Origin of the sequence: Streptomyces sp. NPDC004609 (genome assembly GCF_042873655.1) — a bacterium.
GTDB lineage: Bacteria > Actinomycetota > Actinomycetes > Streptomycetales > Streptomycetaceae > Streptomyces.
This window is the reverse complement of the sequence record NZ_JBIALS010000008.1, coordinates 68,777-95,760: the sequence shown is the minus strand read 5'-3', so window position 1 is coordinate 95,760 and position 26,984 is coordinate 68,777. Positions and strand designations below refer to the sequence as shown.

General features: G+C 71.9%; 23 protein-coding genes and 1 pseudogene. 11 read left to right on the top strand and 13 right to left on the bottom strand.

The annotated features are described in order from the left end of the window. Positions 1–237: 237 nt before the first annotated feature. The 4 genes from ACFYT4_RS10770 to ACFYT4_RS10755 form a co-directional block, all read right to left on the bottom strand. Positions 238–435 carry a DUF1059 domain-containing protein gene (locus ACFYT4_RS10770; protein WP_389267200.1) on the bottom strand — a complete coding sequence of 66 codons (198 nt, stop codon included), beginning with the start codon at positions 433–435 and terminating at the stop codon, positions 238–240. A gap of 186 nt (positions 436–621) precedes the next feature. Beyond that, a complete protein-coding gene (locus ACFYT4_RS10765; RefSeq protein WP_389267199.1) occupies positions 622–876 on the bottom strand; it encodes a hypothetical protein in 255 nt (84 codons plus the stop codon). Continuing rightward, positions 876–1,355: a sigma factor-like helix-turn-helix DNA-binding protein gene (locus ACFYT4_RS10760; protein ID WP_389267198.1), complete on the bottom strand. Its 480-nt coding sequence runs from the start codon at positions 1,353–1,355 to the stop codon at positions 876–878. Before ACFYT4_RS10760 ends, ACFYT4_RS10765 begins: the two co-directional genes overlap by 1 nt. A gap of 335 nt (positions 1,356–1,690) precedes the next feature. Next, positions 1,691–2,191: a MarR family winged helix-turn-helix transcriptional regulator gene (locus ACFYT4_RS10755; RefSeq protein WP_389267197.1), complete on the bottom strand. Its 501-nt coding sequence runs from the start codon at positions 2,189–2,191 to the stop codon at positions 1,691–1,693. A 169-nt stretch (positions 2,192–2,360) separates the two neighbouring features. Between ACFYT4_RS10755 and ilvA the strand changes: the two genes are divergently transcribed. The 3 genes from ilvA (at position 2,361) to ACFYT4_RS10740 (ending at position 6,023) form a co-directional block, all read left to right on the top strand. Beyond that, entirely contained in the window at positions 2,361–3,596 is a 1,236-nt protein-coding gene (gene ilvA, locus ACFYT4_RS10750; protein WP_389267196.1) for a threonine ammonia-lyase, read from the top strand. Positions 3,597–4,146: 550 nt separating this feature from the next. Next, entirely contained in the window at positions 4,147–5,169 is a 1,023-nt protein-coding gene (locus ACFYT4_RS10745; protein ID WP_389267195.1) for an ATP-binding cassette domain-containing protein, read from the top strand. A 23-nt stretch (positions 5,170–5,192) separates the two neighbouring features. After that, positions 5,193–6,023, top strand: a complete 831-nt coding sequence (locus ACFYT4_RS10740; protein WP_389267359.1) for an ABC transporter permease — start codon at positions 5,193–5,195, stop codon at positions 6,021–6,023. Positions 6,024–6,344: 321 nt separating this feature from the next. Here the strand turns inward: ACFYT4_RS10740 and greA are convergent, their stop codons facing one another. Both greA and ACFYT4_RS10730 read right to left on the bottom strand, forming a co-directional pair. Further along, a complete protein-coding gene (greA, locus tag ACFYT4_RS10735; RefSeq protein ID WP_389267194.1) occupies positions 6,345–6,842 on the bottom strand; it encodes a transcription elongation factor GreA in 498 nt (165 codons plus the stop codon). A 201-nt stretch (positions 6,843–7,043) separates the two neighbouring features. Continuing rightward, the gene (locus ACFYT4_RS10730; protein WP_389267193.1) at positions 7,044–7,448 is read right to left on the bottom strand and encodes a DUF4307 domain-containing protein; all 405 of its coding nucleotides are present in this window, start codon (positions 7,446–7,448) and stop codon (positions 7,044–7,046) included. Positions 7,449–7,611: 163 nt separating this feature from the next. Here ACFYT4_RS10730 and mca point away from each other — a divergent pair, with 163 nt between their 5' ends. Together mca and ACFYT4_RS10720 are read left to right on the top strand one after the other, a co-directional pair. Beyond that, on the top strand, positions 7,612–8,493 hold the full coding sequence (gene mca / locus ACFYT4_RS10725) for a mycothiol conjugate amidase Mca (protein ID WP_389267192.1): 882 nt from the start codon (positions 7,612–7,614) through the stop codon (positions 8,491–8,493). Continuing rightward, positions 8,486–8,746, top strand: coding sequence for a hypothetical protein (locus tag ACFYT4_RS10720; RefSeq protein WP_389267191.1), 261 nt, complete (start codon positions 8,486–8,488; stop codon positions 8,744–8,746). Before mca ends, ACFYT4_RS10720 begins: the two co-directional genes overlap by 8 nt. 450 nt (positions 8,747–9,196) lie before the next feature. Here ACFYT4_RS10720 and ACFYT4_RS10715 read toward each other — a convergent pair whose 3' ends face one another. The 3 genes from ACFYT4_RS10715 to ACFYT4_RS10705 form a co-directional block, all read right to left on the bottom strand. After that, positions 9,197–12,415 (bottom strand): tetratricopeptide repeat protein, encoded by a 3,219-nt coding sequence (locus ACFYT4_RS10715; protein WP_389267190.1) that lies wholly within the window; start codon positions 12,413–12,415, stop codon positions 9,197–9,199. 561 nt (positions 12,416–12,976) lie between these two features. After that, entirely contained in the window at positions 12,977–13,384 is a 408-nt protein-coding gene (locus ACFYT4_RS10710; protein WP_389267189.1) for a PIN domain-containing protein, read from the bottom strand. Beyond that, entirely contained in the window at positions 13,381–13,653 is a 273-nt protein-coding gene (locus ACFYT4_RS10705; RefSeq protein WP_389267188.1) for a hypothetical protein, read from the bottom strand. Before ACFYT4_RS10705 ends, ACFYT4_RS10710 begins: the two co-directional genes overlap by 4 nt. 144 nt (positions 13,654–13,797) lie before the next feature. Between ACFYT4_RS10705 and ACFYT4_RS10700 the strand changes: the two are divergent. Further along, a pseudogene (locus ACFYT4_RS10700) lies at positions 13,798–15,814 on the top strand (thioredoxin domain-containing protein). A 161-nt stretch (positions 15,815–15,975) separates the two neighbouring features. On the opposite strand, the gene ACFYT4_RS10695 reads toward ACFYT4_RS10700, so the two are convergent. The 4 genes from ACFYT4_RS10695 to ACFYT4_RS10680 are packed head-to-tail and all read right to left on the bottom strand — an operon-like array spanning position 15,976 to position 19,830. After that, positions 15,976–17,217: an ABC transporter permease gene (locus tag ACFYT4_RS10695; protein ID WP_389267187.1), complete on the bottom strand. Its 1,242-nt coding sequence runs from the start codon at positions 17,215–17,217 to the stop codon at positions 15,976–15,978. Then, on the bottom strand, positions 17,214–18,050 hold the full coding sequence (locus ACFYT4_RS10690; RefSeq protein ID WP_389267186.1) for an ABC transporter ATP-binding protein: 837 nt from the start codon (positions 18,048–18,050) through the stop codon (positions 17,214–17,216). Before ACFYT4_RS10690 ends, ACFYT4_RS10695 begins: the two co-directional genes overlap by 4 nt. Then, positions 18,047–19,186 carry a peptidoglycan-binding protein gene (locus ACFYT4_RS10685; protein WP_389267185.1) on the bottom strand — a complete coding sequence of 380 codons (1,140 nt, stop codon included), beginning with the start codon at positions 19,184–19,186 and terminating at the stop codon, positions 18,047–18,049. Before ACFYT4_RS10685 ends, ACFYT4_RS10690 begins: the two co-directional genes overlap by 4 nt. Further along, a complete protein-coding gene (locus ACFYT4_RS10680) occupies positions 19,183–19,830 on the bottom strand; it encodes a hypothetical protein (protein WP_389267183.1) in 648 nt (215 codons plus the stop codon). Before ACFYT4_RS10680 ends, ACFYT4_RS10685 begins: the two co-directional genes overlap by 4 nt. An 87-nt stretch (positions 19,831–19,917) precedes the next feature. On the opposite strand from ACFYT4_RS10680, the gene ACFYT4_RS10675 reads away from it, so the two are divergent. The 5 genes from ACFYT4_RS10675 (at position 19,918) to ACFYT4_RS10655 (ending at position 26,864) form a co-directional block, all read left to right on the top strand. Continuing rightward, positions 19,918–20,571, top strand: coding sequence for a response regulator transcription factor (locus ACFYT4_RS10675; protein WP_389267182.1), 654 nt, complete (start codon positions 19,918–19,920; stop codon positions 20,569–20,571). Then, the gene (locus ACFYT4_RS10670) at positions 20,568–21,929 is read left to right on the top strand and encodes a sensor histidine kinase (RefSeq protein ID WP_389267181.1); all 1,362 of its coding nucleotides are present in this window, start codon (positions 20,568–20,570) and stop codon (positions 21,927–21,929) included. The genes ACFYT4_RS10675 and ACFYT4_RS10670 overlap by 4 nt, the downstream gene beginning before the upstream one ends. 293 nt (positions 21,930–22,222) lie before the next feature. Beyond that, positions 22,223–23,485 (top strand): glycosyltransferase, encoded by a 1,263-nt coding sequence (locus ACFYT4_RS10665; protein WP_389267180.1) that lies wholly within the window; start codon positions 22,223–22,225, stop codon positions 23,483–23,485. 314 nt (positions 23,486–23,799) lie between these two features. Then, the gene (locus tag ACFYT4_RS10660; RefSeq protein ID WP_389267358.1) at positions 23,800–25,641 is read left to right on the top strand and encodes an ArnT family glycosyltransferase; all 1,842 of its coding nucleotides are present in this window, start codon (positions 23,800–23,802) and stop codon (positions 25,639–25,641) included. Next, positions 25,638–26,864 (top strand): glycosyltransferase, encoded by a 1,227-nt coding sequence (locus ACFYT4_RS10655; protein WP_389267179.1) that lies wholly within the window; start codon positions 25,638–25,640, stop codon positions 26,862–26,864. The genes ACFYT4_RS10660 and ACFYT4_RS10655 overlap by 4 nt, the downstream gene beginning before the upstream one ends. The last annotated feature ends 120 nt before the right edge of the window (positions 26,865–26,984 follow it).

The window sequence follows — 26,984 nt, the reverse complement described above, 5'->3', positions numbered from 1 at the left end:
AGGCCGGGAACCGGCGGCCGTGTGCCGCCGGTTGCACGCCGCCCGTACGGTTCCGGGGCCGTGCGGCGGCTTCGTACGGCTCCGTTCCGCGGCGTACGGCGGGGCGGGCGCACGGGAGCCGGCGTCCGTGAGGGACGCCGGCTCGCCGTCGCCGTCCGGGGTACCCGGACAAGACCGGTGTTCCCTGGCCCGCCGGACAGGTGGCCGTCCAGGACACCCACCGGTACCGGGCAGGTGTCAGTGCTGCGCGGGGACCTTCTCGTCCTCCAGCATGCCGCGGATCTGGTCCCGCAGCTCGGGGGAGTCGGTGTGGCTGTGCACGGAGACCGCGTGCTCCGTCGCCGCCTTCACGACTTCCTCTTCCTCACCGGAGATGGTCAGCGTGCAGTCCGTCTCGCTCGGGAACTTGCGGCAATCGGCGACTTTCCTGGTCATGACGACCCTCCTTGGAGCTGTCCGTACACCGCTGTTTCCAGGATAGGACCGCACGGTCCGGAGATTCGTACGGACGAGGTCACAACGGGCGAGAGGCGCTGTCCTGCACGAGCCCGGACTCATGTGCAAGCCCCGATTCCTGTCCGGTACGGGCCCGGACCCCGGTCCGTCCGGACACCGCGCGGGTCACACGCCCACGACCGGCGGCGTCGTCCGCGTCGGCTGGCCTTCCCACGGCTCCGCCACCGCCGCCCACGCCGTGAACGCGATCACCGCCGCGAGCAGCAGCGTCCACGCCGTGGCCCGGAGCGCCCGCCGCCGGCGCAGCAGCCGGGTGCCCTGTTCCCTCGCGCGGGCCGCCAGATCTGCGGGGACCGGCAGGTGCGGGGTGCCCAGCATCCGGCGGACGTCCGCCTGCTTGCGCGTCTGGCCGCTGATCATCACAGCGCCTCGGCGGGGGCGGTCCGGGCCGCCGGGGGCCGCGCCTGCGGGGTGTGCACCGTCGCGACCGCCCGGTGGCAGATCTCCCGGACGCGCTCCACGGGAAGCCCCAGCTGCGCCGCCGTCTGCTCCTCGGTGACCCCCTCGTACAGCCGCAGCACCAGGACCAGCCGCTCCCGCGGAGTGAGCCGGCACAGGACGCCGCCGCCCGCCCGGTGGCGGCGCCACGCGGCGCGTGCGAAGCGAACGGCGAGATCCTGACGGGTGCGGCTGTACGGATCCTCACCGCGCAGCCGGTCCCAGGCCGCGTAGGTGTGCGCCAGCGCGTCGGTCAGCAGACGCCGGGCGTCCGGGTTGTCCTCGGGGAGCTCCGCCGTGAGGAGAGTGGCGGCATGCAGCAGCCGGCCGCCCGCGCCCGCGACGAACGCCTCGAACTCGCGGGTGCGGCGACGTGTCGACTCGGCCCGCCGCTCGCCCACGTCCTCATATAGAGGCAGACGCGCGGCCGGGGTCAAGACGTCGGCACCGCTTCGTACCGCGGCCGGCCGGGCACCGCGGGTGCGCGGATCAGTGCCGCGGCCGGGTACTCGGACGGGTATCGCGATCGAGTGCGGCTTGATAACGCCGCCGGAAAAGGGCTTCTTTTCGCCGTCGCCCGCGGGAGGCCGCCGGGAGAGCGCGCGGTCCGGGCCGGAACGTCCGGCGGACCCAGGTGGTCGGCGTACCAGGGTCGTTGCGCCGGTGCGGCAGGCTCGGCCCACGCGGTCCCGTTCGGTGGCTCACGGCAGAGACGGGGACGGGGGAACGCGCAGGGTTATGAGGTGGCGGGCGGCACATCCGCCCCGGACTGGCGGGCCGCCAAAGCCGTGTTGAAGCGGGTCAGCAAGGTGCAGAACAACTCGCGTTCCGACTCCGTCCAGCCCTCCGTCACCCGTTCCATCAAGCCTCGGCGGGAGGAGCGGACCTCCTCCAGGCGGGCCTGCCCGCGCGGTGACAACTGGAGGACGACCGCTCGGCCGTCCTCCGGGTGTGATGTGCGCTTGACCAGACCGGTGTCAACGAGGGGAGCGACCTGGCGGGTGACGGTCGACGAGTCGATCCCCATCCCCGCGGCGAGCGCCTTCACACCCATCGGTCCTTCCCGGTCGAGCCGGTTGAGCAGCAGGTAAGCGGCACGGTCCATCGAATTGCGGACCTGCCCGACTCCACCGAGCCGGGTCTGTTCCGCACGGCGGGCGAACAGGGCGACCTGGTGCTGGAGAGCATCGAGGAGGCCGGGGTCTAGATGGGTCGTCATGTCCTGAGAAGTGGGCATGGCAAAGGGCTCTCTCGTGCGGGGGCGGTCGATTGGTGGGGGACAGATTACGCGGCCCCGGGGCAGTCCGTACGGGGCCTGAGAAAACCGGCAAAGAAGCGGTACGGAAGCGGTGGGTGAATGCGAAACGGTGGGCTGCGGGCCCGCTTTGAGCTGCGAGACTGGCGTCATGACCTTCCGCACGCCTGACACCTTCCGCCCCGTCATCCTCGATGACATCAGGGGTGCGCAGAAGATGCTCTCCGGGGTGGCGCGCACCACCGCGATGGAGGGCAGCAGGCACCTCTCCCAGCTCGTGGGCGCTCCGGTGCACCTCAAGTGCGAGAACCTTCAGCGGACCGGCTCGTTCAAGCTGCGCGGCGCCTATGTACGGATCTCGGGGCTCCGCCCGGAGGAGCGCGCGGCGGGCGTCGTCGCCGCCTCGGCCGGAAATCACGCGCAGGGGGTAGCGCTCGCCTCGTCACTGCTCGGGGTGCACTCGACCGTGTTCATGCCGGTGGGCGCCCCGCTGCCGAAGGTCGCCGCGACGCGGGAGTACGGCGCGGAGGTACGGCTGCACGGTCAGGTGATCGAGGAGACCCTGGAGGCGGCCGAGGAGTACGCGAGCCGGACGGGCGCGGTCTTCATCCACCCCTTCGACCACCCCGACATCATCGCCGGTCAGGGCACGGTCGGACTGGAGATCCTGGAGCAGTGCCCGGAGGTGCGCACCATCGTCGTCGGGATCGGGGGCGGGGGCCTCGCGGCCGGCATCGCGGTGGCGGTGAAGGCGCTGCGCCCGGACGTGCGGCTGATCGGGGTGCAGGCGGAGGGCGCCGCCGCGTATCCGCCCTCGCTGGCGGCAGGGCACCCCGTCTCCCTCGACAGCCCGGTGACGATGGCGGACGGCATCAAGGTGGGCCGCCCCGGGGACGTGCCGTTCAAAATCATTGGCGAATTCCTCGACGAGGTCCGTACGGTCTCCGAGGACGCACTGTCCAGTGCGCTGCTGCTCTGCCTGGAGCGCGCGAAACTCGTGGTCGAACCGGCGGGGGCGAGTCCGGTCGCGGCCCTGCTCAGTGAGCCCGGGGCGTTCCGGGGGCCGGTCGTCGCCGTGCTGTCGGGCGGCAATGTGGATCCGCTGCTGATGCAGCGGATCCTGCGGCACGGGATGGCGGCGGCAGGTCGCTATCTGTCGCTGCGGCTGCGGCTGACGGACCGCCCGGGGGCCCTCGCGGCCCTTCTGGCGGCGTTGTCAGTGCTGGACGCTAACGTGCTCGACGTGAGTCATGTACGGACCGATCCGCGGCTCGGGCTCACCGAGGTGGAGGTGGAACTTCAACTGGAGACCAAGGGCCCGGAGCACTGCGACGAGGTCGCGGCGGCGCTGAGGGAGGCGGGGTACGGGGTCATGGGCACGGACTGAGCGCCCCGGCGTTCCGGCTCACACCGGGTGACCGGGGGACGCGGCTCCCCGCGCGGGAGACCCGGCCGAGGCCGGGGTCCGCGGGGGCGGCACCACCGGCGGAACCCGTCCGCAGGCCCTACGCGATGCATCGCGATGCCTCTTGAGTAACGCGATACATCGCGTTATGGTGAGGCTCTGCCGTGCTCCTGTCAGGAACTCCGGCCTGGACGGCTCGTATGGAAAATGCCGCAAAGTGCTGTAAACCTGTACATCCCATGTAAGCCGCTCCCCGGTGGCACCGCCGTACGGAACGACCGCGCACGACACCACTCCGCAAGTACCGCCCGCACCACACCGACACCGCTCGACCGCACACCAGCACCAGCGCCAGCACCAGCACCAGCCCGGACACGACACCGGTACCACCACACACCGGTACCGGTACGACACCCGCGCCGGCACGAGTGCCGCACCCGAGGCGGCACCACCGCAGGCCGCGCCAGCCCGCCCGCCCACACGACGCACGCACCGATGTGACGAACTGTCATCTGCACCCTGGGAGACTCATATGCCAGGCGCCATTTACGCCGAAGGTCTGGTCAAGACCTTCGGCGAGGTAAAGGCTCTGGACGGCGTCGATCTCGACGTCCCCGAAGGTACGGTCCTGGGACTGCTCGGCCCGAACGGCGCCGGCAAGACCACCACCGTCCGTGTCCTGACCACGCTGCTCCAGCCCGACAGCGGCAAGGCCGTCGTCGCCGGACTCGACGTCCTGCGGCAGCCGAACGAAGTCCGCCGCTCCATCGGCCTCTCCGGGCAGTTCGCCGCGGTCGACGAATATCTGACCGGCCGCGAGAACCTGCACATGGTCGGGCAGCTCTACCAGATGAGCTCCCGGGACTCGAAGGCGCGCGCGGTCGAGCTGCTGGAGCGCTTCAATCTCTCGGACGCCGCCGACCGGCCCGCGAAGACCTACTCCGGCGGTATGCGCCGCCGGCTCGACCTGGCCGCCGCCCTGGTCGTCGCCCCGCCGGTGATGTTCATGGACGAGCCGACCACCGGCCTCGACCCCCGCAACCGCCAGCAGCTGTGGGGCGTCATCCAGGAACTGGTCAAAAGCGGTACGACCCTCCTGCTCACCACCCAGTACCTCGAAGAGGCAGACCACCTCGCCGACACCATCTGTGTCGTCGACCACGGCCGGGTCATCGCCCGTGGCACCGCCGACCAGCTCAAGGCCCAGACCGGCGGCGAGCGCGTCGAGGTCGTGGTCCACGAGCGGGACCAGATCGACCCCGCCCGCGAGGTGCTGCTCGCCCTCGGCAAGGGCGAGGTCGCCGTCGAGGACCACACCCGCAAGCTCACCGTCCCCGTCACCGGCGGCGCCAAGCTGCTCGCCGAGGTCATCCGGGACCTGGACACCCGGGGGGTGGAGATCGACGACATCGGGCTGCGCCGCCCGACCCTGGACGACGTCTTCATCTCCCTCACCGGGCACGCCGCCGAGATCCTGCCGGAGGAGTCCGGCGACGCTCCCGAGGCCGCAGCCGGCCGCAAGAGCCGCAAGCCCCGTAAGGAGAGCGCGAAGTGACCACCACAACGGAAGCCGTCAAGATCGCGGGCCCCCGGCCCCGGGGCGGCATCGCGCAGTCGGTCAACGACTCGCTCGTGGTCGCCCGGCGCAATCTGATCCGGATGACCCGCATCCCGGAGATGATCATCTTCGGGATGATCCAGCCGATCATGTTCGTCGTGCTGTTCACCTATGTCTTCGGCGGCTCGATCAAGGTCGGCGGCTCCACGTCCGCCGACACCTACCGCGAGTTCCTGATGGCGGGAATCTTCGCCCAGACCGTCACCTTCGCCACCGCGGGTGCCGGCGCGGGCATCGCCGACGACATGCAGAAGGGCCTGATCGACCGCTTCAGGTCGCTTCCCATGGCCCGGGGCGCGGTGCTCACCGGGCGTACGCTCGCCGACCTCGTACAGACCGCGCTCACCCTGGTCGTCCTCGCCGTCGTCGCCGTCATCGTCGGCTGGCGGGTCCACGAGAACATCGGCAAGGTGCTCCTCGGCTTCCTGCTGCTGCTTCTGCTCGGATACGCGTTCTCCTGGATCGGCGCCCTCATCGGCCTGTCCGTACGCACCCCCGAGGCCGCCACCTCCGGCGGACTGATCTGGCTGTTCCCGCTGACGTTCATCTCGAACGCCTTCGTGGACGCCAACCAGATGCCGGGCTTCCTGCGCCATATCGCCGAATGGAACCCCTTCAGCGCGACCGTCCAGGCGTGCCGCGAGCTGTTCGGCAACCTTCCGCCCGGGTTCAAGACCCCGGACGCCTGGCCCATGCAGCATCCGATCCTGGCGTCCCTGCTGTGGTCCGTGCTGATCATCGTGGTCTTCCGGACGCTGGCGGTCCGCAAGTACCGCTCGGCGGCCTCCTGACGCGCCCGGCCGAGCCGGTCCCCGGCCGGGTCGGCCGGGGACCGGTGATACCGGTCCCTGCCCGGTGGCGCCGGCCGGCGCCCGGTGTGCCGGCCCCGCCGTTTCGGCCCGTATCCGATCAGTGTCCTGAATCACTCCCTGATCGGCGTCCGGAAAGCGATGGGGGAATCCACGGTGTCCGCGCTATCCGCGGAGGGGAATCCGCGCGGGTGGCGGCCGGGAATCCGCGCACGGGAAAGGGGCCGGACCGCTTTCACGCGGTCCGGCCCCTTCTGTCTGTCCGGTGTCGTACGCAACCCGACGGTCGCGCGAGCGCTCTTGTCAGCCGGAGTACGGCTTGGCCGCGAGGATCTTCACCGAGGCCGTCCTGCCGTTCGGCAGTTCGTACTCGGCGACGTCGCCGACCTTCTTGCCACTCACCCCGGTGCCCAGCGGCGACTGCGGTGAATAGGTCTCGACGGTCGCGCTCGCGTACTCGCGGGACGCCATCAGGAACGTCAGCGTGTCGTCCTCGTCGCCGTCGAAGGCGATCGTGACGACCATGCCCGGCTCCACGATGCCGTCGTCCGGCGGGGCCTCGCCGACCTTCGCGGTGTCCAGGAGCTGGGTCAGCTGGCGCACACGGAGTTCCTGCTTGCCCTGCTCCTCCTTGGCCGCGTGGTACCCGCCGTTCTCCCGCAGGTCGCCCTCCTCACGAGCCGCCTCGATCTTCTTGGCGATCTCGGTGCGCGCGGGACCAGACAGATACTCCAGCTCGGCCTTGAGCTGGTTGTACGCCTCCTGGGTAAGCCAGGTGACGTTTTCACTGGTCTGGGTCACAGGTGCTCCTCGTAGGTACTGGGATACAAAGCAACGCCCTACCCAGAAGGATGTGCCTTCATGGAAGGGCGAAACCACGACCCTAACAATTTCGTGGCGAAAGGGGGAGAACAAAAGCCCTGAGAATCGCGTCAAGGCAGGTCAGGCATTGAAGTGCTGCCGTGCCGCGCGGGCTGTTTCCTGCGGGGTCCGCTCAGGCGGCTATGAGGTGGTGCACTGCACCAGCTCCGCGGTCGTGCCCCGCGCCATCGTCCGGATGGTGACCACCCGGTCGATCCGGGTGTCGCCCCGCTGTTCCACGGCGACGTCCAGCCGCCCCACTTCCGTGCCGTCCTCCGAGCGGGACCGCAGGGTGCAGGTGCCGGCGGAGTCCGCGTCCTTGCGGATCTCCAGATGCACCTGGACCTCGGAGTCCGAGGCCACCGAGAACTTGATGACCTCGGCGCTGATCTTCTGCCCGGCCACATAGTCGTAACCGAACCAGCCGACCATGGCGATCAGTCCCGTTCCCAGGACGGCGCCCACGACCTTGAGCCGCCGGTCCGCGCGCCGGTCCGCCGAGCGGCCGTAACGCCCCTCGGGAAGCTGCTCGCGCACGCCGGTCATGGTCATTCCTCTCGGACGGATCTCCCCCGGGGCCGGCGGAATTTTTCCGCCCCCCGATTCGGTCACTATAGAGACGCCCTCCCGCCTCCCGACCACCCGCCCCTCACCGACGTCCCGAACGGGACGGCACCGACCATATGCGACGAATCCTGAGGATTGAGTCTTGACTGAGCAGCTGCGACTGATGGCCGTTCACGCCCACCCCGACGACGAGTCGAGCAAGGGCGCGGCCACGATGGCCAAGTACGTGTCCGAGGGGGTGGACGTGCTGGTCGTGACCTGCACGGGCGGCGAGCGCGGCTCCATCCTCAACCCCAAGCTCCAGGGGGACGCCTATATCGAGGAGAACATCCACGAGGTCCGCCGCAAGGAGATGGACGAGGCCCGCGAGATCCTGGGCGTCGACCAGGAGTGGCTCGGCTTCGTCGACTCCGGGCTGCCCGAGGGCGACCCGCTGCCGCCGCTGCCGGAGGGCTGTTTCGCCCTGGAGGACGTGGAGAGCGCGGCGGGCCGCCTGGTGCGGTCGATCCGCTCGTTCCGCCCCCAGGTGATCACCACCTACGACGAGAACGGCGGCTACCCCCACCCCGACCACATCATGACCCACAAGATTTCGATGGTGGCCTTCGAGGGCGCGGCCGACGCGGAGCGCTTCCCCGAGTCCGAGTTCGGCCCGGTCTGGCAGCCAATGAAGCTCTACTACAACCAGGGCTTCAACCGCCCCCGCACGGTCGCGCTCCACGAGGCGCTCCTCGCGAACGGTCTGGAGTCCCCGTACGGGGAGTGGCTGGAGCGCTGGAAGGAGTTCGAGCGCGCCGAGCGCACGCTGACCACGCATGTTCCCTGCGCCGACTTCTTCGAGATCCGTGACAAGGCGCTGATCGCGCACGCCACGCAGATCGACCCCGACGGGGGCTGGTTCAACGTTCCGATGGAGCTCCAGAAGAAGGTCTGGCCGACGGAGGAGTACGAGCTGGCGACGTCTTTGGTCGACACCTCCCTCCCCGAGGACGACCTCTTCGCGGGCATCCGCGAGAATGCCTGACATGAGCGCTAGCGCAAACCTCGCAATCACGCACGCGGCGACCCTGGCGAAGGAGCTCGACGAGAACAAGGTCACCCCGGGTGTCCTGGGCTTCCTCATCTTCGCGGTCATGGCCGTCGGTGTGTGGCTCCTCATGAAGTCGATGAACCGGCACATGGGCCGCATCGACTTCGAGGAGTCCGCCGTGCCGGACGCCCGCGCGCCGAAGTCCTCGTCGCAGACGGCGTCGTCGTCGGAGACGGGCACGGTGTAACGCCGGTCCGCCGGCTCTCCGGCCGCCCCGGGTGCCCCGACCGCGCCCGGCGGCGGCCTCGCCGTACCGTCGCCCGCCCCGTCCGCCGGGCCTCCACGGCCTGTCGGACGGCACGCGGTGCGGGCCCGGTCACGACCGGTGTACCGGTGTCTGCCGTGACCGGTGTGGCGGGTGCCGGCGGCTTTGTCCGGTGGTCTTCTGTGGCGGGTAGGCGGGAGCGTGTCTGGCGTAGGGGCGGGCTGGCGCGACCGCCGTGGAGTGTGCCGGCGGCTTTGTCCGGTGGTCTTCTGTGGCGGGCAGGCGGGGCGTGTCTGGCGTACGGGTGGGCTGGCGGTGGCAGGGTCTGCCGTGACCGGTGCCATCGAGCTGCCCGGTCGGTGACCGGAGTCACCGAACCGCCCCGCTTCGTGGACGGGGCGGCCCGGCCGGTCCGGGCCGCCCACCCCCGGTTCAGCCCGTCGCCACCACCGGGACCCCCATGACCTCCCGGGCGTGGCGGTTCGGGACGAGGCCCAGATTCCAGGCCCCCCAGCCGTCCTCCAGGCGGACGCCCCGGTCGAGGATCACCGAGAGCGCCTCGGCACAGTCCTCCAGCTTGCCGTCGCGCGTGGGGTGGCGGGCCGCGATCAGGCGGGACAGCTCCTCCTGCGCGACCACCGTGCCCACCTCCGTACCGCCGGGGGAGGCGTAGGGGAGCAGGGTGCAGCGCAGGAAGCGGGCCCAGTCGGCACCCCGCTCGTCGTCGTACGAGGTGAACAGCCCGAGCGCCTCGTCGCACAGCGTCAGCGCCTGCGCCGCGCGACTGTTGCCCGCGTCGATCAGGGCGAGCTCCAGACAGGTCCACGCCTCGCCGTGCGCCACCCCGATCCGGCGGAAGTCCGCTCGCGCGTCCACCAGCAGCTGGCGGGCGAAACCGGAGTTGCGCAGATTGCCGGTCTGGGCCGCGCGCTGGTCGCGGGTGACCCGTCCCGAGTGGTGGCGCGCGCACGCCAGCCCGTACACGTCCCGCATCCGCGAGAACATCGTCCGCGCCCGCTCCAGCTCCCGTACCGCCTGGTCGCGGTCGCCGCGCTCCTCCAGCGCCTGCCCGAGGTAGTACAGCGTCCACGCCTCACCGCGCGCGTCCTCGTTGTCCCGGTGCCGGGACAGCGCCTGCCGCAGTTGGTCCACCGCCGGCACCGGATCGCCGTCGACCAGCCGGGCCCGCGCCAGCTGGGTCAGCGCCCACGCCTCACCCCGGCCGTCACGGGTACGCCCGTACTGGTCCAGCGCGGTCCGCAGCTCCGACTCCGCGCGCGGCACATCGCCCATCCGCAGACAGACCTGACCCAGCTGGAAGTGCGTCCACGCCTCACCGTGCAGCGACTCGCCCTCGCGGTGCAGCTCCAGCGCCGTCGCCAGCAGCGTCTGCGCCTCCGCGAGACGGGCCTGGTCCCGCCGTACCGAGGCGAGCGCGTGCAGCGACCACGCCCGGTCCTCCGCCAGCTCGTCCGACGACTGGAGCGCGATCGCCTCGTCCAGCTTCGCCGCCGCCTCCGTCAGATTGCCCTGGTGGTGCAGGGTGATCCCCAGCGAGCAGAGCGCGAGCGCCGCCCCGGCCTCGTTCTGCGCCTCCCGGTAGAGCCCGACCACCGACGACAGGGTCGTCCGCGCCTTGTCCAGCTCGCCGAGCTGACGGGCCGCGATGCCCGTACGCCACCGTACGGAACGCTCCAGCAGCCCCTGGTCGACCGCCTGCGACAGCTCGCTGATCTCCCCGAGCCGGTACAGATCGCCGCGCAGCAGACAGTAGTCGGCGAGCGCGCCCAGCAGATTGAGCACACTCTGCTGGTCCACACCCTCCGCGTGCCGCAGCGCCGAGGTGATGAAGCTGGACTCGTCGTCGAGCCAGCGCAGCGCCGACTCCAGCGAGGAGAAGCCGTGCGCGCCGAACTTCCCCGCCCGGGTGGAGAGTTTGCCGTCGACCATACGGATCACGGCCCCGGCGAGGTCCGCGTAGTTCTGGATCAGCCGCTCCTGCGCGGCCGTACGCTCCGACGCCTCCTCCTCGTCGAGCAGCCGCGCCCGCGCGAAGGCGCGGACGATGTCGTGGAGCCGGTAGCGGCTGGAGCGCACCCGGTCGATCAGCCCCGCGTCCGCCAGCTCCCGCAGCAGCCGCTCCGACTCCTGCTCGTCCGTGGCCAGCAGCGCCGCCGCCGCTGCCGCGCCCAGGGACGCCCGCCCGGCGAGCGCGAGCCGGCGCAGCAGCCGGCGGGACTGCTCGCTCTGGTCGGTGTAGCGCAGCCACAGGGCCCGCTCGACCGGTTCGAGCGTGCCGTACGCCTCCAGATCGGCGGACAGCCGCTCCGCCGTACGCGGCCCGAGCGAGGATCCCGCGATCCGCAGCGCCAGCGGCAGCCCGCCGCACAGACGGGCGACACGGTCGGCTCCCTGCGCGTCGTACGGTCCCTCGGACGGGGCCGAGGCCACCGCCCGCAGCAACTCCTCCGCGCCCGCCTCGTCCAGTGCGTCCACCGGCAACTGGTGCACCCACGCGGGGATGTCCCCGGGCAGTTCGAGGGGCGCCCGGGACGTCACCAGCACCAGGCTGTCGGAACGCTCCGGTACCAGGGTGCGCACCTGCGCCGGATCGGCCGCGTCGTCCAGGACGACCGTGACGGGCAGCCCCGTCAGATGCTGGTGGTACAGCTCGCTCAGCCGCCGCACCTGCTGCTCCGCCGACGACCGCTCGCGGAACAGCAGTTGCTCGCGCGGCGCGCCCAGCCGGTTCAGCAGATGCAGCAGCGCGTCCCGGGTGGACAGCGGATGGTCGCCCTCGCCGCGCAGATCGACGACACACGCCCCCCGGAACTGGTCCTTGAGATGGTGCGCCGCCCGCAGGGCGAGGGTGGTGCGGCCCGATCCGGGCTTCCCGTGCAGGACGACGATCGTCGGCTTCGTCTCCGTCGACGCACGGGCCGCGTGCACCCACTGCGTGATCTGGCTCATCGCCTCCCGACGGCCCGCGAACGGGCCCTCCCGCAGCGGCAGATGCCCGAACGACTGCTCCAGCACCGACCTCCTGCGCGCCGCCGCGCTCCGGTCGCCGCCCCGCAACTGCGGCGTGGTGCCCTGCTGCCCGGACCGCACCGGCCGGGGCCGCGCGGTGGCCAGCAGCATCCGCTGCTGGTCCAGGAACGGCCGTACGCCCCGCACCTCGAACGCCGTCAGCCACTGGAGCCTCAACTGCTCGGCCCCGCCCGGCTGTCCGAGCGCGCCCGCCCTGCGGTGCGCGGCCGGCCAGTGCGACGCGGTCACCTTCAGCACCGTCGTCGCCGCCCCGGCCACCGCGACGACCGCCCCCGCGCCGAGCGCCGTACCGGATGCCGTGCCGAGCGCGAGGTCTGCCCCGGCCGCCGCGACGGCGGCAACCGCCGTCACCAGCAGGGGAGTCGACAGATTCGCCCGGTTCAGCCGCGCGGACAGCGGCTGCCGTGCCGCCTCCGCCTCGGCGAGCGCCTGCTCGTAAGCGGCGTACTCCTCGGCCGCGTTCGTGGCCATCACGTCGAGAGCGGCTCTGCCGCGGGCCAGCAGGGTGCCGGTGTCCGCCTGCCCGCCCGAACGCCGTGCCTCTTCCTCCACGGCGCGTACCAACAGCCGCTCGGCTTCGGTCCGATGGCTGTCCCGCATACGAGCCCCCTCCGTGTCCGGTTCCGATCCGGACACAAGTGTCCTGCGTGTTGTGCGTCTGCGCGAGAGAGCGTGTTTTTTGGGGTTCGTTCTCCCCAGACTCCGTCCGGGGGCCCCATCGCCTTTGGCGGGGGGTGGCGGTCGATGGTGCTGGGTGGGCCGTGGGACCGCACTCCGGACAGTGACCGGCGCGCGCCTTTGTTTGTGGCTCCCTCTCCCCCAGACTCCGTCCGGGGGGACCCCCACCGGGGGCCTTTAGTGTGTGTCGACGGTCGATCGTGCTCGACCGCTCGTTCCTCGCGGCCTCCGCGCGTTCTCTCTTTCGACACCCACGACCCCCTTCGGCTCACTCACCAAGCACATGGGGTGAGGGGGAGGGTGGAGGCGGCCGGAAGCGGGGCGGAACAGGCGGGCGCGAACACCCACCGTCCCCTTCGGCTCACTCACCAGGCCCAAGGGGTAAAGGGGAGGGCGGAGGCGGCCGGAAGCGGGGTGCGGCGGGCGGTCCGCTTGGCTGTCCGCTGGGTGGGGGCGGGGGCGTTCTGGTACCGCAGCAGTCCTTCACATCTCTCGGATGACGACGCGGCTGCCGCAGAGCTTCGACCAGTCGTCGCGGTCGGAGGTCAGGACGATGGCGGGCGCCGGGGCGCGGAGAGCCAGTGCGGCGACGAGGGCGTCGATGGCGTACTTGTGCCCGTGCAGACCGCCGGCATCCCGAAGCAGCGCTACCGCGGTCAGTGCGTCTTCCTGGCTGACCGGTTCTACCCGCAGCCGGGAGAGAACCCAGTTCAACCGTGCCGAGTCCGTCTTCCCCTGTACCGCTTCGACGATGGTCAGGACGGACACGAGGACGGGAACTCCGGCCTGCCGGGAGGCTTCGATGCGAGCTGCCATCTTGCGGTCATTGCGCAGAAGCAGGGAGAGCGCCTCGGAGCCGAGCACCAGGGATCGGGCGGGCTGCTCCTTCACGCGGCGCTCCACCCGGTGCCCTGAGAGTTCACTTCCCCGAACAGCTCGCGGCGCGCGGCTTCGACCTCCTGCTCTGTGAGCGCGCCATGTTCCTCTTCATGTGAGGCGACGATCTCGGCGAGGCCGTCCATGGCGAGCTGGTGCCGGACCGCCTCGGTGATGTAGCCGGACACACCGCGGCGTCCGGCTCGTGAGCGCAGCTCAGTGACCAGGTCGGCGGGCATGGAGACGGAAATGTTCTCGGTCATCCCGGCGCGGGTCGGCTTCATGCCAGCAGTGTACGGCAAGGTGTATTACAGTGCTGGCTGCTGGTGGGCGCTTCATGACCGGATACGGATGGTCCGGCTTCGCGTCGACGGTTTCCCTGCCCGCGCTGCGGGACCCCGGCCGTGTGGGCATGGGAAGGTAGAGGCATGAACCGACTGGCCGATTCCCAGTCGCCCTATCTCCTCCAGCACGCCACCAATCCAGTCGACTGGTGGCCATGGGGAGAGGGGGCGATGCAAGAGGCCAAGCGGCGCGACGTACCCATCCTTCTCTCGGTGGGCTATTCGTCGTGCCACTTAGCCGACTGATCACTGGTGTCATGTGATGGCGCACGAGTCCTTCGAGGACGAGGAGACGGCCGCCTATCTGAACGAGCACTTCGTGCCGGTGAAGGTCGACCGCGAGGAGCGGCCGGATGTCGACGCCGTGTACATGGAGGCCGTGCAGGCGGCGACCGGGCAGGGCGGCTGGCCCATGACCGTGTTCCTGACCGCCGACGCCCGGCCGTTCTACTTCGGGACCTACTTCCCGCCCGAGCCCCGGCACGGCATGGCGTCCTTCAGGCAGGTGCTGGAAGGGGTCACGGCCGCCTGGGCGGACCGGCGGGACGAGGTCGCCGACGTCGCGGGGAAGATCACCCGGGATCTGTCCGGGCGGTCGCTCGCGCACGGCGGGGAGGGAGTGCCCGGGGAACCGGAGCTGTCGCAGGCGCTGCTCGGGCTCACCCGGGACTACGACGAGCGGCACGCGGGATTCGGGCGCGCGCCCAAGTTCCCGCCGTCGATGGTGCTGGAGTTCCTGCTGAGGCACCATGCCCGCACCGGTGCCGAAGGGGCCCTCCAGATGGCCGCGGCGACCTGTGAGGCGATGGCCCGGGGCGGGATCTACGACCAGCTCGGCGGCGGCTTCGCCCGCTACTCCGTCGACCGGGAGTGGATCGTCCCCCACTTCGAGAAGATGCTCTACGACAACGCGCTCCTGTGCCGGGTGTACGCCCACCTCTGGCGCGCCACCGGGTCCGCCCTCGCCCGCAGGGTCGCGCTGGAGACCGCCGACTTCATGGTGCGGGAGCTGCGGACCGCCGAGGGGGGCTTCGCGTCCGCGCTGGACGCGGACAGCGAACTCGACGGCAGGACGGTCGAGGGCGCGTACTACGTATGGACTCCGCGGCAGCTGCGCGAGGCCCTCGGCGACGAGGACGGGCAGCGGGCGGCCGAGCTGTACGGGGTGACCGAGGAGGGGACCTTCGAGGAGGGCGCGTCCGTGCTGCGGCTGCCGGGCGCGGAGCCCGATCCGTCCGTACGGGAACGGCTCTTCGCCGCACGCGAGCGCCGGCCCCGCCCGGATCGGGACGACAAGATCGTCGCCGCCTGGAACGGGCTGGCCGTCGCCGCCCTCGCCGAGACCGGCGCCTACTTCGACCGCCCGGACCTCGTCGAACGCGCCACCGAGGCCGCCGATCTGCTCGTACGGCTGCACATGGACGACGGCGCCCGCCTCACCCGTACGTCGAAGGACGGCGCGGCCGGTGCGAACGCCGGTGTCCTGGAGGACTACGCCGATGTCGCCGAGGGCTTCGTCGCCCTCGCGGGTGTCACCGGGGAAGGGGTGTGGCTGGACTTCGCGGGATTCCTGCTGGACCACGTCATCGACCGGTTCACCGGCGAGAACGGGACCCTCTACGACACCGCCCACGACGCCGAACCGCTCATCCGCCGGCCGCAGGACCCGACCGACAACGCCACCCCCTCCGGCTGGACGGCCGCCGCCGGGGCGCTGCTGTCGTACGCCGCGCACACCGGGTCCGAGGCCCACCGCGGCACGGCGGAAGGCGCGCTGGGTGTGGTGAAGGCGCTGGGGCCGCGCGCGCCCAGGTTCATCGGATGGGGGCTCGCCGTGGCGGAGGCGCTGCTCGACGGGCCGCGTGAGGTGGCCGTCGTCGGTCTTGAGGGCGACCCCTCGGCCGGGGAACTCCACCGGACGGCCCTGCTGGGAACGGCCCCCGGCGCGGTCGTCGCCGCCGGTCCGCCCGACGGCGACGAGTTCCCGCTGCTGAGGGGCCGCCCGCTCGTGGACGGGCGGGCCGCCGCCTATGTCTGCCGGGGTTTCACCTGCCGGCGGCCCACGAACGAACCGGCCGAGCTGGCCGAGCAGCTGAAGTGAGCGGCACCCCGGCGGTCCGGGCACTCGGCGGCCCCCGGCCCCCCCCGGGCGGTGACCCGGAGGCCCGGCGCTCCCGCAACCGCGCGACGCCCCCGGCGGGACGCACGCCACGACAGCGCGAGCGCCTCCGCCGGGGCCGGGTCACGGCAACGCCGGGCTCGTCACGACGACGCGAGCGCCTCTGTCGGGGGCAGCCTCGCCGCCCGCCGTGCCGGATACAGCCCCGCCACCGCGCCGATCAGCGCCGCCGCGCCGACCCCGCCCTTCACCGCTTCCGCGGGCAGCACCAGGGGCCAGCCGCGATGGACCGCGTAGCCGAGGGTGATGCCCATCCCGATGACCAGCCCGAGCAGCCCGCCCAGCAGCGACAGGGCCACCGCCTCCGTCAGGAACTGCGTCCGGATCTGCCGCCGGGTCGCGCCCAGCGCCCGCCGCAGCCCGATCTCCTGACGGCGCTCCAGGACCGAGATGACCATGATGTTCGCGATGCCGACGCCGCCGACGAACAGTGCCACCCCGCCGAGGCCGAGCAGCAGTCCGTTGAACACGGACTTCGCAGCCAGCTGGGCCGTCAGCGCGTCCGACGGCCGGCTCACCCGTACCTCCTGGGGGTGCTCCGGCGAGACCGTGGCGGCGAGCACCTGCCACACCCGCTCGACGGCGGAGTCCTTCGAACGCTCGTAGATACGGGTGGGGTGACCGTCGAATCCGAGCTGGGCCGCGTACTCCCAGCCGAGCAGCGCCGCACGGTCGATCTCGGGGGCCAGCGGCAGGGGCTTGAGGATGCCGATGACCGTGACCCAGCGGCCCGCCGTGTAGACCTGCTCCCCGGGCCGGTCGAAGCCGAGCCGCCGTGCCGCGACCGAGCCGAGGACGACGGAGGGATAGCGGGCGGTCGCCGCGTTGAGGAACACCCCGGACGCCATCGGGTCGCCCGAGCCGCCGATCGTCCGCAGCAGATCGAGCCGGGCGGCCTGGACCCCGATGCCGCCCGTCTCCGCCACGGGGATGCGGTCGGTGCGCCGTACCGTCGCGTCCGGGACGGTGCCCACCGCCGAGACCGACTCGACACCGGGGATCTGCCGGACCATGCCCACCGCGTCCTTCGGCAGCTTGGCGTCGTCGCCCCGCAGGGACTGGCCGGGGGCGGCGGTGAGGAGGTTGGTGCCGAGGGCCTCGACCTGTTTCAGCAGGCCCGCCCGGCTCACCGTACTGATGCCCAGGACGGAGACGAGCGCGGCGATGCCGATCGCGATGCCGAGCGCGGACAGGGCCGCGCGCAGGGGGCGTCCCCGCAGACCTCCGAGGCCGACGCGGGCCAGATCGACCGTGCTGAGACGGGCGGGCACGGGGAGGGGGTGGGGCGTTGCCGCATCCGCCGGGGAGGGCGCGAGGAGCGTCATCCGGACCCCTTCCCGCGTACGGACTCCGTGTCAGTGGCCGGGTCCGTGCCTGTGTGGGTGCCCGGGTCCGTGTCTGTGGCCAGGACCGTGCCTGCGTGGGTGCTGGTGTCCGCGCCTGTGTTCGTGCGCGGGGCCGCCTTCGTGTCCGTACGGATCCGGCCGTCCAGCAGCTCGACCCGTCTCGGCAGCGAGGCCGCGAGCGCGTGGTCGTGGGTGATGACCGCGACGGACGTGCCGTCCCGGTTCAGCTCCGCGAGGACCTCCATGATCCCCGTGCCCGTCGCCGAGTCGAGTGCGCCGGTGGGCTCGTCCGCGAGCAGCAGGGCCGGGCGGTGGACGACCGCGCGGGCGATCGCGACCCGCTGTTTCTCCCCGCCGGAGAGCTGTCCCGGCCGATGGCTCATCCGGCGGCCGAGGCCGACCCGTTCGAGACCCGCGGCGGCCAGGGCCCTGCGCCGCCGCAGCGGAATGCCGCTGTAGAGCAGGCCCGTCGCCACGTTGTCGAGCGCCGAGAGGTGGGAGGTCAGAAAGAACTGCTGGAACACGAAGCCGATCCAGCGCGCCCGGATGGCCGCGAGCCGCCGGTCGGACAGGGCCGCGACATCGTGGCCCCGTACCGTCACCAGGCCCGTGCTCGGCCGGTCGAGCGTGCCCATCAGATGCAGCAGCGTGGACTTTCCGGAGCCCGACGGGCCGACGATGGCGAGGAGTTCGCCGGGGCCGATGGTGAGCGAGACCCGGTGCAGCGCCCGTACGCTGCCGGGGTACTCCTTGGACGCGGCGCGCAGCTCCACCACGGGCACGGCGCCGCCGGTCCGGGAATCGGTCGTCATGCGCCCGGCACCTCCACCGTGGTCCCGGCCGTCAGGGCACCGGTCACCTCGACCTTGCCGTCGGCGAAGACCCCCAGCTCCACCGGGACGCGCCGTACACCGCCGTCCGCCGCCACGGCCCGTACCGCGTAGCTGCCGTACGGCATCGCGACCAGCGCGCTCACCGGCACCGCCAGGACGTTCTTCCGCACCCCGCTCGTGAAGCCGACCGTGACCGGCGCCTTGTCGAACCGTCCGGCGTCCGCGGCGCGGTCGAGGGTGATCACCACGGGGAGGGTGGCCGTCTCGGTGCCGGCGCCCGGTTGCTGCTCGTCGTCGCCGTCGCCGCCGGTGGCCACCTTGCCGACGGAGGCGACCCTGCCCGTGGCCGGCTTCCCGCCGGGGAACTGGATCCGCACCGCGGCACCGGCGACGGCCAGCTCCTGCTGTGCCACGGGCAGGTCCACCAGGATCCGGCGTTCGGTGCCGGAGGCCGTGAACACCTCGCCGGCCGCCTGCGCCCCCAGCACTCCGGTGACGGAGGTGACGCGCAGCGCGCCCGGTTTGACGACCACGTCGCCCGGCCGCACGGTTCCCGACGCGGTGACGCCCAGGTCCTTCTGCCACTTCTCGACCGCGGCGGCCGTCGCCGCGCTGAAGTGGTCGTCGACCGCGAGGGAGGAGCCGTGGCCGAGGCGGACGAGATTGCGTTCCAGCAGGGTGACGTCCGGGCCGTCGGTCATGCCCCGGGTCAGCGCCCGCCACAGCGGAGTGGCGCCGTAGAGCAGGGGAACGGGATGCCCGTCGACGCCGTACACCCGCTGTCCGCGCCGGATCACCTCCCCCTCGGCGGGCAGCCAGGTGATCGTCCCCCGCGCCCCGGCGGTCACCTTGTGGCTGCCGGAGTAGTCGAGCGTGCCGTCCAGTTGGGTGCGCTGGGCGAGATCGGTCCGGACGACGGGGGCCGTGGACATGCGCGGACCGGTCCCGGGGCCGTCCTTCCCCCGGTCCGGTACGAAGAAGGCGGCGGCACCCGCCGCGCCGCCGACGAGGACGGCGGCGACGAGGACGGCCGGCCCGCGCCGGACCCGGCTCCGGCGCGGCGGGACGGGCGGCTCCCCCGGTGGCCCCGGGGGACCGGTCTCCACCACGGTCATGACGAGGTGCCCTTCTCGTCCTCGGGCGGGCCGGCCTCCTTCTGGCAGGCCCGCTGGGCCTTCTCGACCTTGGCCTCCTCGCCCGCCCTGGACATCAGCTCCAGCGGCTTTCCGGACTGGGGGTCCTTGACGTCGAGGCCGTTGGCGCGCAGACAGCGGGCCAGCTTGAGGTCCTTGTCGTGGGCGTTGGGATCACCGGGGGTGTCCCTGTCCTCCGGGGCGTACTTCTTGCACGCGGCCTCCGCCGCCTTCAGCTTGGCCTCACCGCCCTCGGGGACCTTGATGCGGGAGCCGCCGTCGGCGGCCGGGTCGGCCGCGTCGATGCCCTGCTCGCGCAGGCACGTGGCGTACGCCACCCCGTCCCGGCCCGCCTTGGGGGAGGGGCTCTCGGCGCCGGCCGCCTCGCCCGTGTCCCCGGAGGAACCGCAGCCGGTCAGCGCGGCGAGCAGCAGGGCGGGGAGCGCGAGGGCGGGCAGCAGCCGGACCCCGCGCCGGCGTCCGGGAGGACGGGGCGCGGCGGGGGCGGGCGCGGGCGCCGTGGAAAGCGCGGCGGTGGTGGCCGTGGGAAGCACAGGGGTGAGAAGGGCGGCCGGGTGCCGGGGCGTGTGCCCGGGCCGTTCCGGGTGTCGCACATGCTGATTCATGGCCGCAACGCTGCCCCGGCGGGGGTTTCGCGCCGGTGACCCGGGCGTTCACCGCCTCCTTACAGGACGCGAGCTACCAAGACAGTCATGCGACTACTCGTGGCCGAGGACGAACGCCCGCTCGCCGGACTGCTCGCCACCGGTCTGCGCCGGAACGCCCTGGCGGTGGACGTGGTGTACGACGGCTCCGCCGCGCTCGAACGGCTGGCGGTCAACGACTACGACGTCCTGATCCTGGACAGGGATCTGCCCGGGGTCCACGGCGACGAGATCTGCCGCCGACTCGTCCGGGAGGGGGCGCCGGTACGCATCCTCATGCTCACCGCCGCGAGCGCGGTGAGCGAGCGGGTGACCGGCCTCGGCCTGGGCGCCGACGACTATCTGCCCAAGCCCTTCGCCTTCGCCGAACTCCTCGCCCGTGTCCGTTCCCTGGGCAGGCGCAGTGGCCCGCCGCTGCCGCCCGTGCTGGAGAGGGAGGGCATCAGCCTGGACACCGGCCGCAGAGAGGCGTACCGGGACGGGCGGTACCTGCCGCTGACCCCGAAGGAGTTCGCCGTGCTGGAGGTGCTGCTGCGCGCGCGGGGGGCGGTGGTGAGCAGCGAGGAACTGCTGGAGCGGGCGTGGGACGAGCACACCGACCCGTTCACCACGGTGGTGAAGGTGACGATGAGCAAGCTGCGCGCCAAGCTGGGGGAGCCCGCCGTGATCCTCACCGTCGCGGGCGGGGGGTACCGGCTGTGAGCCGGGCCCGGGATGTCGTACGGGGGCGGCGCGCTTCCGTACGCGTACGGCTCACGGCCCTCTACAGCGGACTGTTCATCACGGCCGTCACCATCCTCCTCATCACCGTGAACCTGTTGCTCGGCCGGGTCCTGGAGCGCGAGGCCGGGACGCTGCACGAGTCGTACGAGCCGTACGCCTCCCAGGGCCGGTATCCGTCCGACGGACCGAACGGGCGGCCCGGGACACAGAAGCCGTCCGGGCCCTCCGTTTCGCGGGCGGCACCGAAGAACCCCGATGCGCCGGAGCTGTCGGAGCCGGGTACGTCATCGGGTACGTCCCCCGGGAAGACGGCCCCGCCCCCGACCCGTGGCGAACCGTCGGCGAACGTGCGGAGCAGCTCCGAGAGCTCGGCCGAACGGTTCAAGAACACCGTCCTCGCCTACCAGTGGGACGTGACCTGGATCGCCGTCGGGGTCCTCGCCCTGGTCTCCGTCGCCGCCGGATGGTGGCTGGCCGGGCGGCTGCTGCGTCCGCTGCACCTGGTCACGGCGACGGCGAAGCGGCTCTCCCTCTCCCGGCTGGACGAGCGGATCGCGCTGCGCGGCCCCCGCGACGAGCTCAAGGAACTGGCCGACACCTTCGACGACATGCTCGAACGACTCCAGCGCGCGGCGGACACCCAGCGCCGTTTCATCGCCAACGCGTCGCACGAGCTGCGGACCCCGCTCGCCGTCCAGCGGGCGGCCATCGACATCGGCCTCGACCGGCCGACCCCGCAGGAACTCGCCGAGATGCGCCAGGAGCTGCTGAACGCCAACATCCGTACCGAGAAGCTGATCGACGGGCTGCTGATGCTGGCCCAGGGCGAGCGGGGACTCGAATCCCGTGAGCCGGTGCGGCTCGACGAGCTGGCGGTCGAGGCCGCCGCCCAGTACCGGGGCGCCGCCACCGGGGCGGGTATCGCGCTGGAGACCGATCTCGCACCGGCGGTGGTCGAGGGCGACGCGGTCCTGCTCACCCGGCTGATCGGCAATCTGGTGCACAACGCCGTCCGGTACAACCACCCGGGCGGCCGGGTTCTCGTACGGACCACACGCTCCGGCGGGATCACGGTGACCAACACCGGTCCGGTGGTGCCGGCCGGGCGGGTGCCCGAGCTGTACGAGCCGTTCCGGCGGCTGCGCGTCCCCCGCACGGCCGGGCCCGGGGACGAGGGGCCCGGCGGGCTGCCCGCCGAGGGCGCGGGCCTCGGCCTGTCCATCGTCGCCGCGATCGCCGACGCGCACGACGCGCCCCTGACCACCGTCGCCAACCCGGACGGCGGGCTGACGATCTCGGTCACCCTGCCCGCGCCGAGCCCTCTTCCCGCGCCCTAGACCACGAGGGCCCGGTCCGTGGCGGGAATCCCTCAGACGGTGACACCCGGTCGCGTACGGTCCGCTGAGCGGACACATGTGAAAGTTCCGCGGCCTCCAGCACGCCAAGTGTCAGCAATGCGATGGCGTTTGTCGGATGATCGCCGGACTTTCACATTCCGCGGATATGGTCCCCACACAAGACGTGGCCGGGAACATGCGCAAGGGGAGTGCATGAGACCACCCGGCCGCACACGCGCGCTTTCTGGCCAGGGGGGTCCTGACGCCACGCGCGAGGGGCCAAGGGGGGCTTCGTGCTGTTATCGGTGCTGGTCGTGGCCATATCCATGGCCCTTTTCTGGATGGCGGCGTTCACGCTGTGGTGGCAGATGCACGCCTGGCGCACGCCTGAGACGCTCGCAGCGACCAGCTTCGACCGGCCGGACGGCGGGGTGGGACTCTCGTTCTCCCTGCTGTTGCCCGCCCGGCACGAACAGGCGGTGCTGGAGCACACCATCGAGCGGCTCCTGGAGTCCAGCCACTCCAACTTCGAGATCATCGTCATCGTCGGCCACGACGATCCGGAGACCGCGGCGGTCGCCGAGCGCGCGGCCCGGAAGGATCCCCTCCGGGTCCGGGTCGTCACCGACACCCATGAGTCCAAGAACAAACCGAAGGCGCTGAACACCGCGCTCCCGCACTGCCGCGGCGACATCGTGGGCGTCTTCGACGCGGAGGACCAGGTCCACCCCGAACTCCTCGCCCATGTGGACCACGCGTTCAGAAGCACCGGCGCCGATGTCGTCCAGGGCGGAGTGCAGCTGATCAACTTCCACTCCAGCTGGTACAGCCTCCGCAACTGCCTGGAGTACTTCTTCTGGTTCCGCAGCAGGCTCCATCTGCACGCGCAGAAGGGCTTCATCCCCCTCGGCGGCAACACCGTCTTCGTCCGCACCGACGTCCTGCGGGAGGCGGACGGCTGGGATCCGGAGTGTCTCGCCGAGGACTGCGATCTGGGGGTACGGCTCTCCTCCGTCGGCAAGAAGGTCGTCGTCGCGTACGACAGCGACATGGTCACCCGCGAGGAGACCCCCGGCAGCCTGATGAGCCTGCTCAAGCAGCGGACCCGCTGGAACCAGGGGTTCCTCCAGGTCTACCGGAAGAAGGACTGGCGCCGGCTGCCCAGCCGGGGACAGCGGCTGCTCGCCCGCTACACCCTGATGACACCGTTCCTCCAGGCGTTCACCGGCGTCGTCATCCCGCTGAACGTGGCCATCGCGCTCTTTGTCGACGTCCCCGTGGGCGTTGCCATCGTGACCTTCCTGCCGCTGATCACCGCCATGATCACCTTTGTTTTCGAGATCGTGGGACTGCACGACTTCGGCAAGCAGTACGGGCTGCGCGTGCGGTCGGTGCACTACCTCAAGCTCATCGTCGGCGGCCCCTTCTACCAGGTACTCCTCGCCGGCGCGGCCGTGCGCGCGGTCTGGCGGGAGCAGCGGGGCCGCAACGAGTGGGAGCTGACCAGCCATGTCGGCGCGCATCTCACCGAAACCCGAGAGGACGCCCACCGGTGACGACCACCCTGCCCCCCGACGAGAAGACCCCCGCACCGGACGGTGCCGGTACCCCCGGACCGGACGGTGCCGCACCCGGGACGGGCGGGTTACCGGAACCGGACGCAGTACCGGAAGCGGACGGAGTTCCGGAACCCGACGGCGCTTCAGAACCCGGCGGGACGCCGGACGGTACGGCCGAGGCGGCTTCCGGCACGACGGCCGAGGCGGCCCCGGGCACGACGGCCGAGGGAACGCCGGGCACGGCCGGCACCGCCTCCGCCGCCGTCACCGCGCCCGAGCGGTCGCACACCGGAAAGGACAGGTCCGAGGCCCTGCCCGCCCGGATCCGGGCCCGGGTCCGTGTCCTGCCCCGGCCCGTCGTACGCTTCCGCAACTCCCGGCCCGATGTGCTGCTCTGCCTCGGCCTGCTGGCCGTGATCGTGCTCGTCCAGGGCTGGAACATCACCCGCTTCCCGACACTCAGCGACGACGAGGGCACCTACCTCGCCCAGGCGTGGGCGGTCCAGCAGGGCAAGGGCCTGGCCCACTACACGTACTGGTACGACCATCCGCCGCTCGGCTGGCTCCAGATAGCCGGACTCACCTGGATACCCTCCCTCATCGCGCCCGAGTCGATGACGGTGGCACCGATGCGCTGGGTGATGCTGGGGGTCAGCGCGGCCTCCGCGGTCCTCGTCTATGTGCTGGCGCGGCGGCTGTTCCTGCCCCGCTGGGCCGCCGGGCTCGCCATGGCGCTCTCCGGGCTCTCCCCGCTGTCCGTCTACTTCCAGCGGGAGATCTTCCTCGACAACCTCGCGGTCCTGTGGATGCTGCTGGCCTTCTGCCTGGCCGCGTCCCCCAGCCGCCACCTCTGGCACCACTTCGCGGCAGGACTCGCGGGCGCGACGGCCGTCCTCACCAAGGAGACGATGCTCCTCGTCCTGCCGGCCCTCCTCGTCACGATGTGGCGGCACAGCCACCGCGACACCCGCAAGTTCGCGGTGACGGGCGCGGTGACCTCCTGCGCGCTGATCGGTCTGTCGTATCCGCTGTACGCGCTGCTGAACAAGGAGCTGTTCCCCAGCTCCGAGAGGGTCTCCCTCATCGACGGCATCACGTACCAGATGAGCCGTGAGGGTTCCGGTTTCCTCCTCACCCCGGGCACCGGCTCCCACAAGACCTTCCACTCCTGGCTCTACTACGACCCGGTCCTCCCGCTGGGCGGTCTGGCGGCGGCCCTGCTCCTGCTGCTGACCCTGCGGTGGTCCGTCACCGCTCGCGCCCTCGCCGGTCCCGCCCTCGCCGTCGCGATCCTCGCGCTGGTGGCGCTCCGCCCGTCGGGCTATCTGCCCGCGATGTACGTCATCCAGGCGCTGCCGTTCCTCGCGCTGGTCCTCGCGGGCGCGACGGCGAGCGTGGCGTACGGGATCCTGCACCGAGGGAAACCCCGGCGGGAGCGGGCGGCGTTCCCGTTCCTGACGCGCGGGGGGCCGGCGGCGAAGCCCGCGGTGGACCCGGCCGAGGACGCGGCAGAGCCCGCGCCCGGCACCGGCGATCCGCGGCAGGGACTCACGCCCCGCGCCCTGTTCGCCCGCCGCGCGTGTGTGGCCGCCCTCGCCGTCACCTCCGCCGTCCTGCTCGTCCCCCGCTGGATCGACGGCAACCGCGACGCCCTCACCGTGGACGCGAACGCGCCCTACCGGGCCGCCGCGGCCTGGCTGCGGGACGAGGTGGAGGACCCGGCGTCGACCCGCGTACTCGTCGACGACGCGCTCTGGCTGGACCTGGTCCACCAGGGCTTCGAGCCCGGCACCGGCGCGATCTGGTTCTACAAGGCGGACCTCGACCCGGCGGTGACGAAGACGATGCCGCGCGGCTGGCGGGACATCGACTACGTCGTGTCGTCCCTGACGGTCAGACGGGACGCGGTCGACCTGCCGAACGTCAGGGCGGCGCTGCGGCACTCGACCCCCGTCGCCGTCTTCGGCTCCGGTGAGGACCGCGTCGAGGTCCGCCGGGTCGACGACACCGGTACCGCGGGTGCCGCGGCCGCCCGGCCCGGCGACAGCGGTGCCACGGAGACCGGCACGACGAAGACGGGTGCGACGAAGACCGGGGCCGCGAAGACCGGTACCGCCCGGATCGCGGACGCGTCCGCCGGGGGCGGACGATGACCGCCCCGCACACCGGCGCCGAGGAACGCGGCGACCCCGAACTCGGCGCCGCCCAGCTGGCCGAACCGGGAGCGGTGACCGTCGTCATCCCGACCTTCAACGAGGCGGGGAACATACGGGAGCTGCTGCGCCGGCTCACCGAGTCCGTACCGTCCCGGCTGCCCTGCGAGGTCCTGTTCGTGGACGACTCCACGGACGGCACACCGGAGGAGATCGCCGGCGCGGCGCAGGACTGTCCGTTTCCCGTGACGGTGATCCGGCGCGAGACCCCGGCCGGAGGGCTCGGCGGCGCCGTCGTCGAGGGGCTGCGGAGTGCGGGCTCGGACTGGATCGTCGTCATGGACGCGGACCTCCAGCACCCGCCGGCCCTCGTCCCCGACCTGGTCGCCGAGGGGGAGCGGACGAACGCCGATCTGGTCGTCGCCAGCCGGTACATCCGCGGCGGCAGCCGCGAGGGCCTGGCCGGGGGCTACCGGGTCGCCGTCTCCCGTACGGCCACCTGGCTCACCAAGGCGCTCTTCCCGCGCGGTCTGCGCGGGATCAGCGACCCGATGAGCGGGTTCTTCGCGATCCGCCGCAGCGCGGTGAAGGGCGCGGTCGCCGATGGCGCGCTCAAGCCGCTGGGCTACAAGATCCTGCTGGAGCTGGCCGTCCGCTGCCGCCCCCGGACGGTCGCCGAGGTGCCGTTCGTGTTCCGGGAGCGGTTCGCGGGCGAGTCCAAGTCGACGCCGAGGGAAGGCGTCCGCTTCCTCAAGCACCTCTCGGGCCTGCGGACCTCGTCGCCGCTCGCCCGGATGCTCGCGTTCGGGCTGATCGGGCTGACGGGCTTTCTGCCGAACCTGGTCGCCCTGCACCTGCTGACGAGGGCGGGGATGCACTATCTGCCCGCCGAGGTCGTCGCCAACCAGTTCGGTGTCGTCTGGAACTTCCTCCTCATCGAGGTCCTGATCTTCCGCGACCGCCGCGGACACCGGCACTGGGCGGACCGGGTGGGCAGATTCGCGCTGCTCGCCAACGCCGATCTGCTGCTGCGGATTCCGCTGATCGCGCTGTTCGTGGGATGGCTGGGGATGGCGGTGCTGCCCGCGACGGGCCTGGCGCTGCTGCTGACCTTCGTTCTGCGGTACGCCGCCACGGAGACACTGGTCTATCTCCCGCGCAAGGGCCGCGGGCCGCGATCCTCGCGCGGCTCCCGCGCGCGCGGGCCCCGCCAGGACGCCTGAGCCCCGCCGCCGTACGGACCGGAGCACCGCGTCCGTACCCCCGGCGGAACACGACCCGGCGGCCGGGCCACCGGCCTCCGTCAGTCCCACGAGCAGATGGGACGCCGCACCGACAACCCA

Bases quoted from the DNA above. Each gene is read 5' to 3' on its own strand.
- ACFYT4_RS10770 (WP_389267200.1), bottom strand. From the start codon at position 435: ATGACCAGGAAAGTCGCCGATTGCCGCAAGTTCCCGAGCGAGACGGAC.
- ACFYT4_RS10765 (WP_389267199.1), bottom strand. From the start codon at position 876: ATGATCAGCGGCCAGACGCGCAAGCAGGCGGACGTCCGCCGGATGCTG.
- ACFYT4_RS10755 (WP_389267197.1), bottom strand. From the start codon at position 2,191: ATGCCCACTTCTCAGGACATGACGACCCATCTAGACCCCGGCCTCCTC.
- ilvA (WP_389267196.1), top strand. From the start codon at position 2,361: ATGACCTTCCGCACGCCTGACACCTTCCGCCCCGTCATCCTCGATGAC.
- ACFYT4_RS10745 (WP_389267195.1), top strand. From the start codon at position 4,147: ATGCCAGGCGCCATTTACGCCGAAGGTCTGGTCAAGACCTTCGGCGAG.
- ACFYT4_RS10730 (WP_389267193.1), bottom strand. From the start codon at position 7,448: ATGACCGGCGTGCGCGAGCAGCTTCCCGAGGGGCGTTACGGCCGCTCG.
- ACFYT4_RS10720 (WP_389267191.1), top strand. From the start codon at position 8,486: ATGCCTGACATGAGCGCTAGCGCAAACCTCGCAATCACGCACGCGGCG.
- ACFYT4_RS10715 (WP_389267190.1), bottom strand. From the start codon at position 12,415: ATGCGGGACAGCCATCGGACCGAAGCCGAGCGGCTGTTGGTACGCGCC.
- ACFYT4_RS10705 (WP_389267188.1), bottom strand. From the start codon at position 13,653: ATGAAGCCGACCCGCGCCGGGATGACCGAGAACATTTCCGTCTCCATG.
- ACFYT4_RS10695 (WP_389267187.1), bottom strand. From the start codon at position 17,217: ATGACGCTCCTCGCGCCCTCCCCGGCGGATGCGGCAACGCCCCACCCC.
- ACFYT4_RS10690 (WP_389267186.1), bottom strand. From the start codon at position 18,050: ATGACGACCGATTCCCGGACCGGCGGCGCCGTGCCCGTGGTGGAGCTG.
- ACFYT4_RS10685 (WP_389267185.1), bottom strand. From the start codon at position 19,186: ATGACCGTGGTGGAGACCGGTCCCCCGGGGCCACCGGGGGAGCCGCCC.
- ACFYT4_RS10680 (WP_389267183.1), bottom strand. From the start codon at position 19,830: ATGAATCAGCATGTGCGACACCCGGAACGGCCCGGGCACACGCCCCGG.
- ACFYT4_RS10675 (WP_389267182.1), top strand. From the start codon at position 19,918: ATGCGACTACTCGTGGCCGAGGACGAACGCCCGCTCGCCGGACTGCTC.
- ACFYT4_RS10655 (WP_389267179.1), top strand. From the start codon at position 25,638: ATGACCGCCCCGCACACCGGCGCCGAGGAACGCGGCGACCCCGAACTC.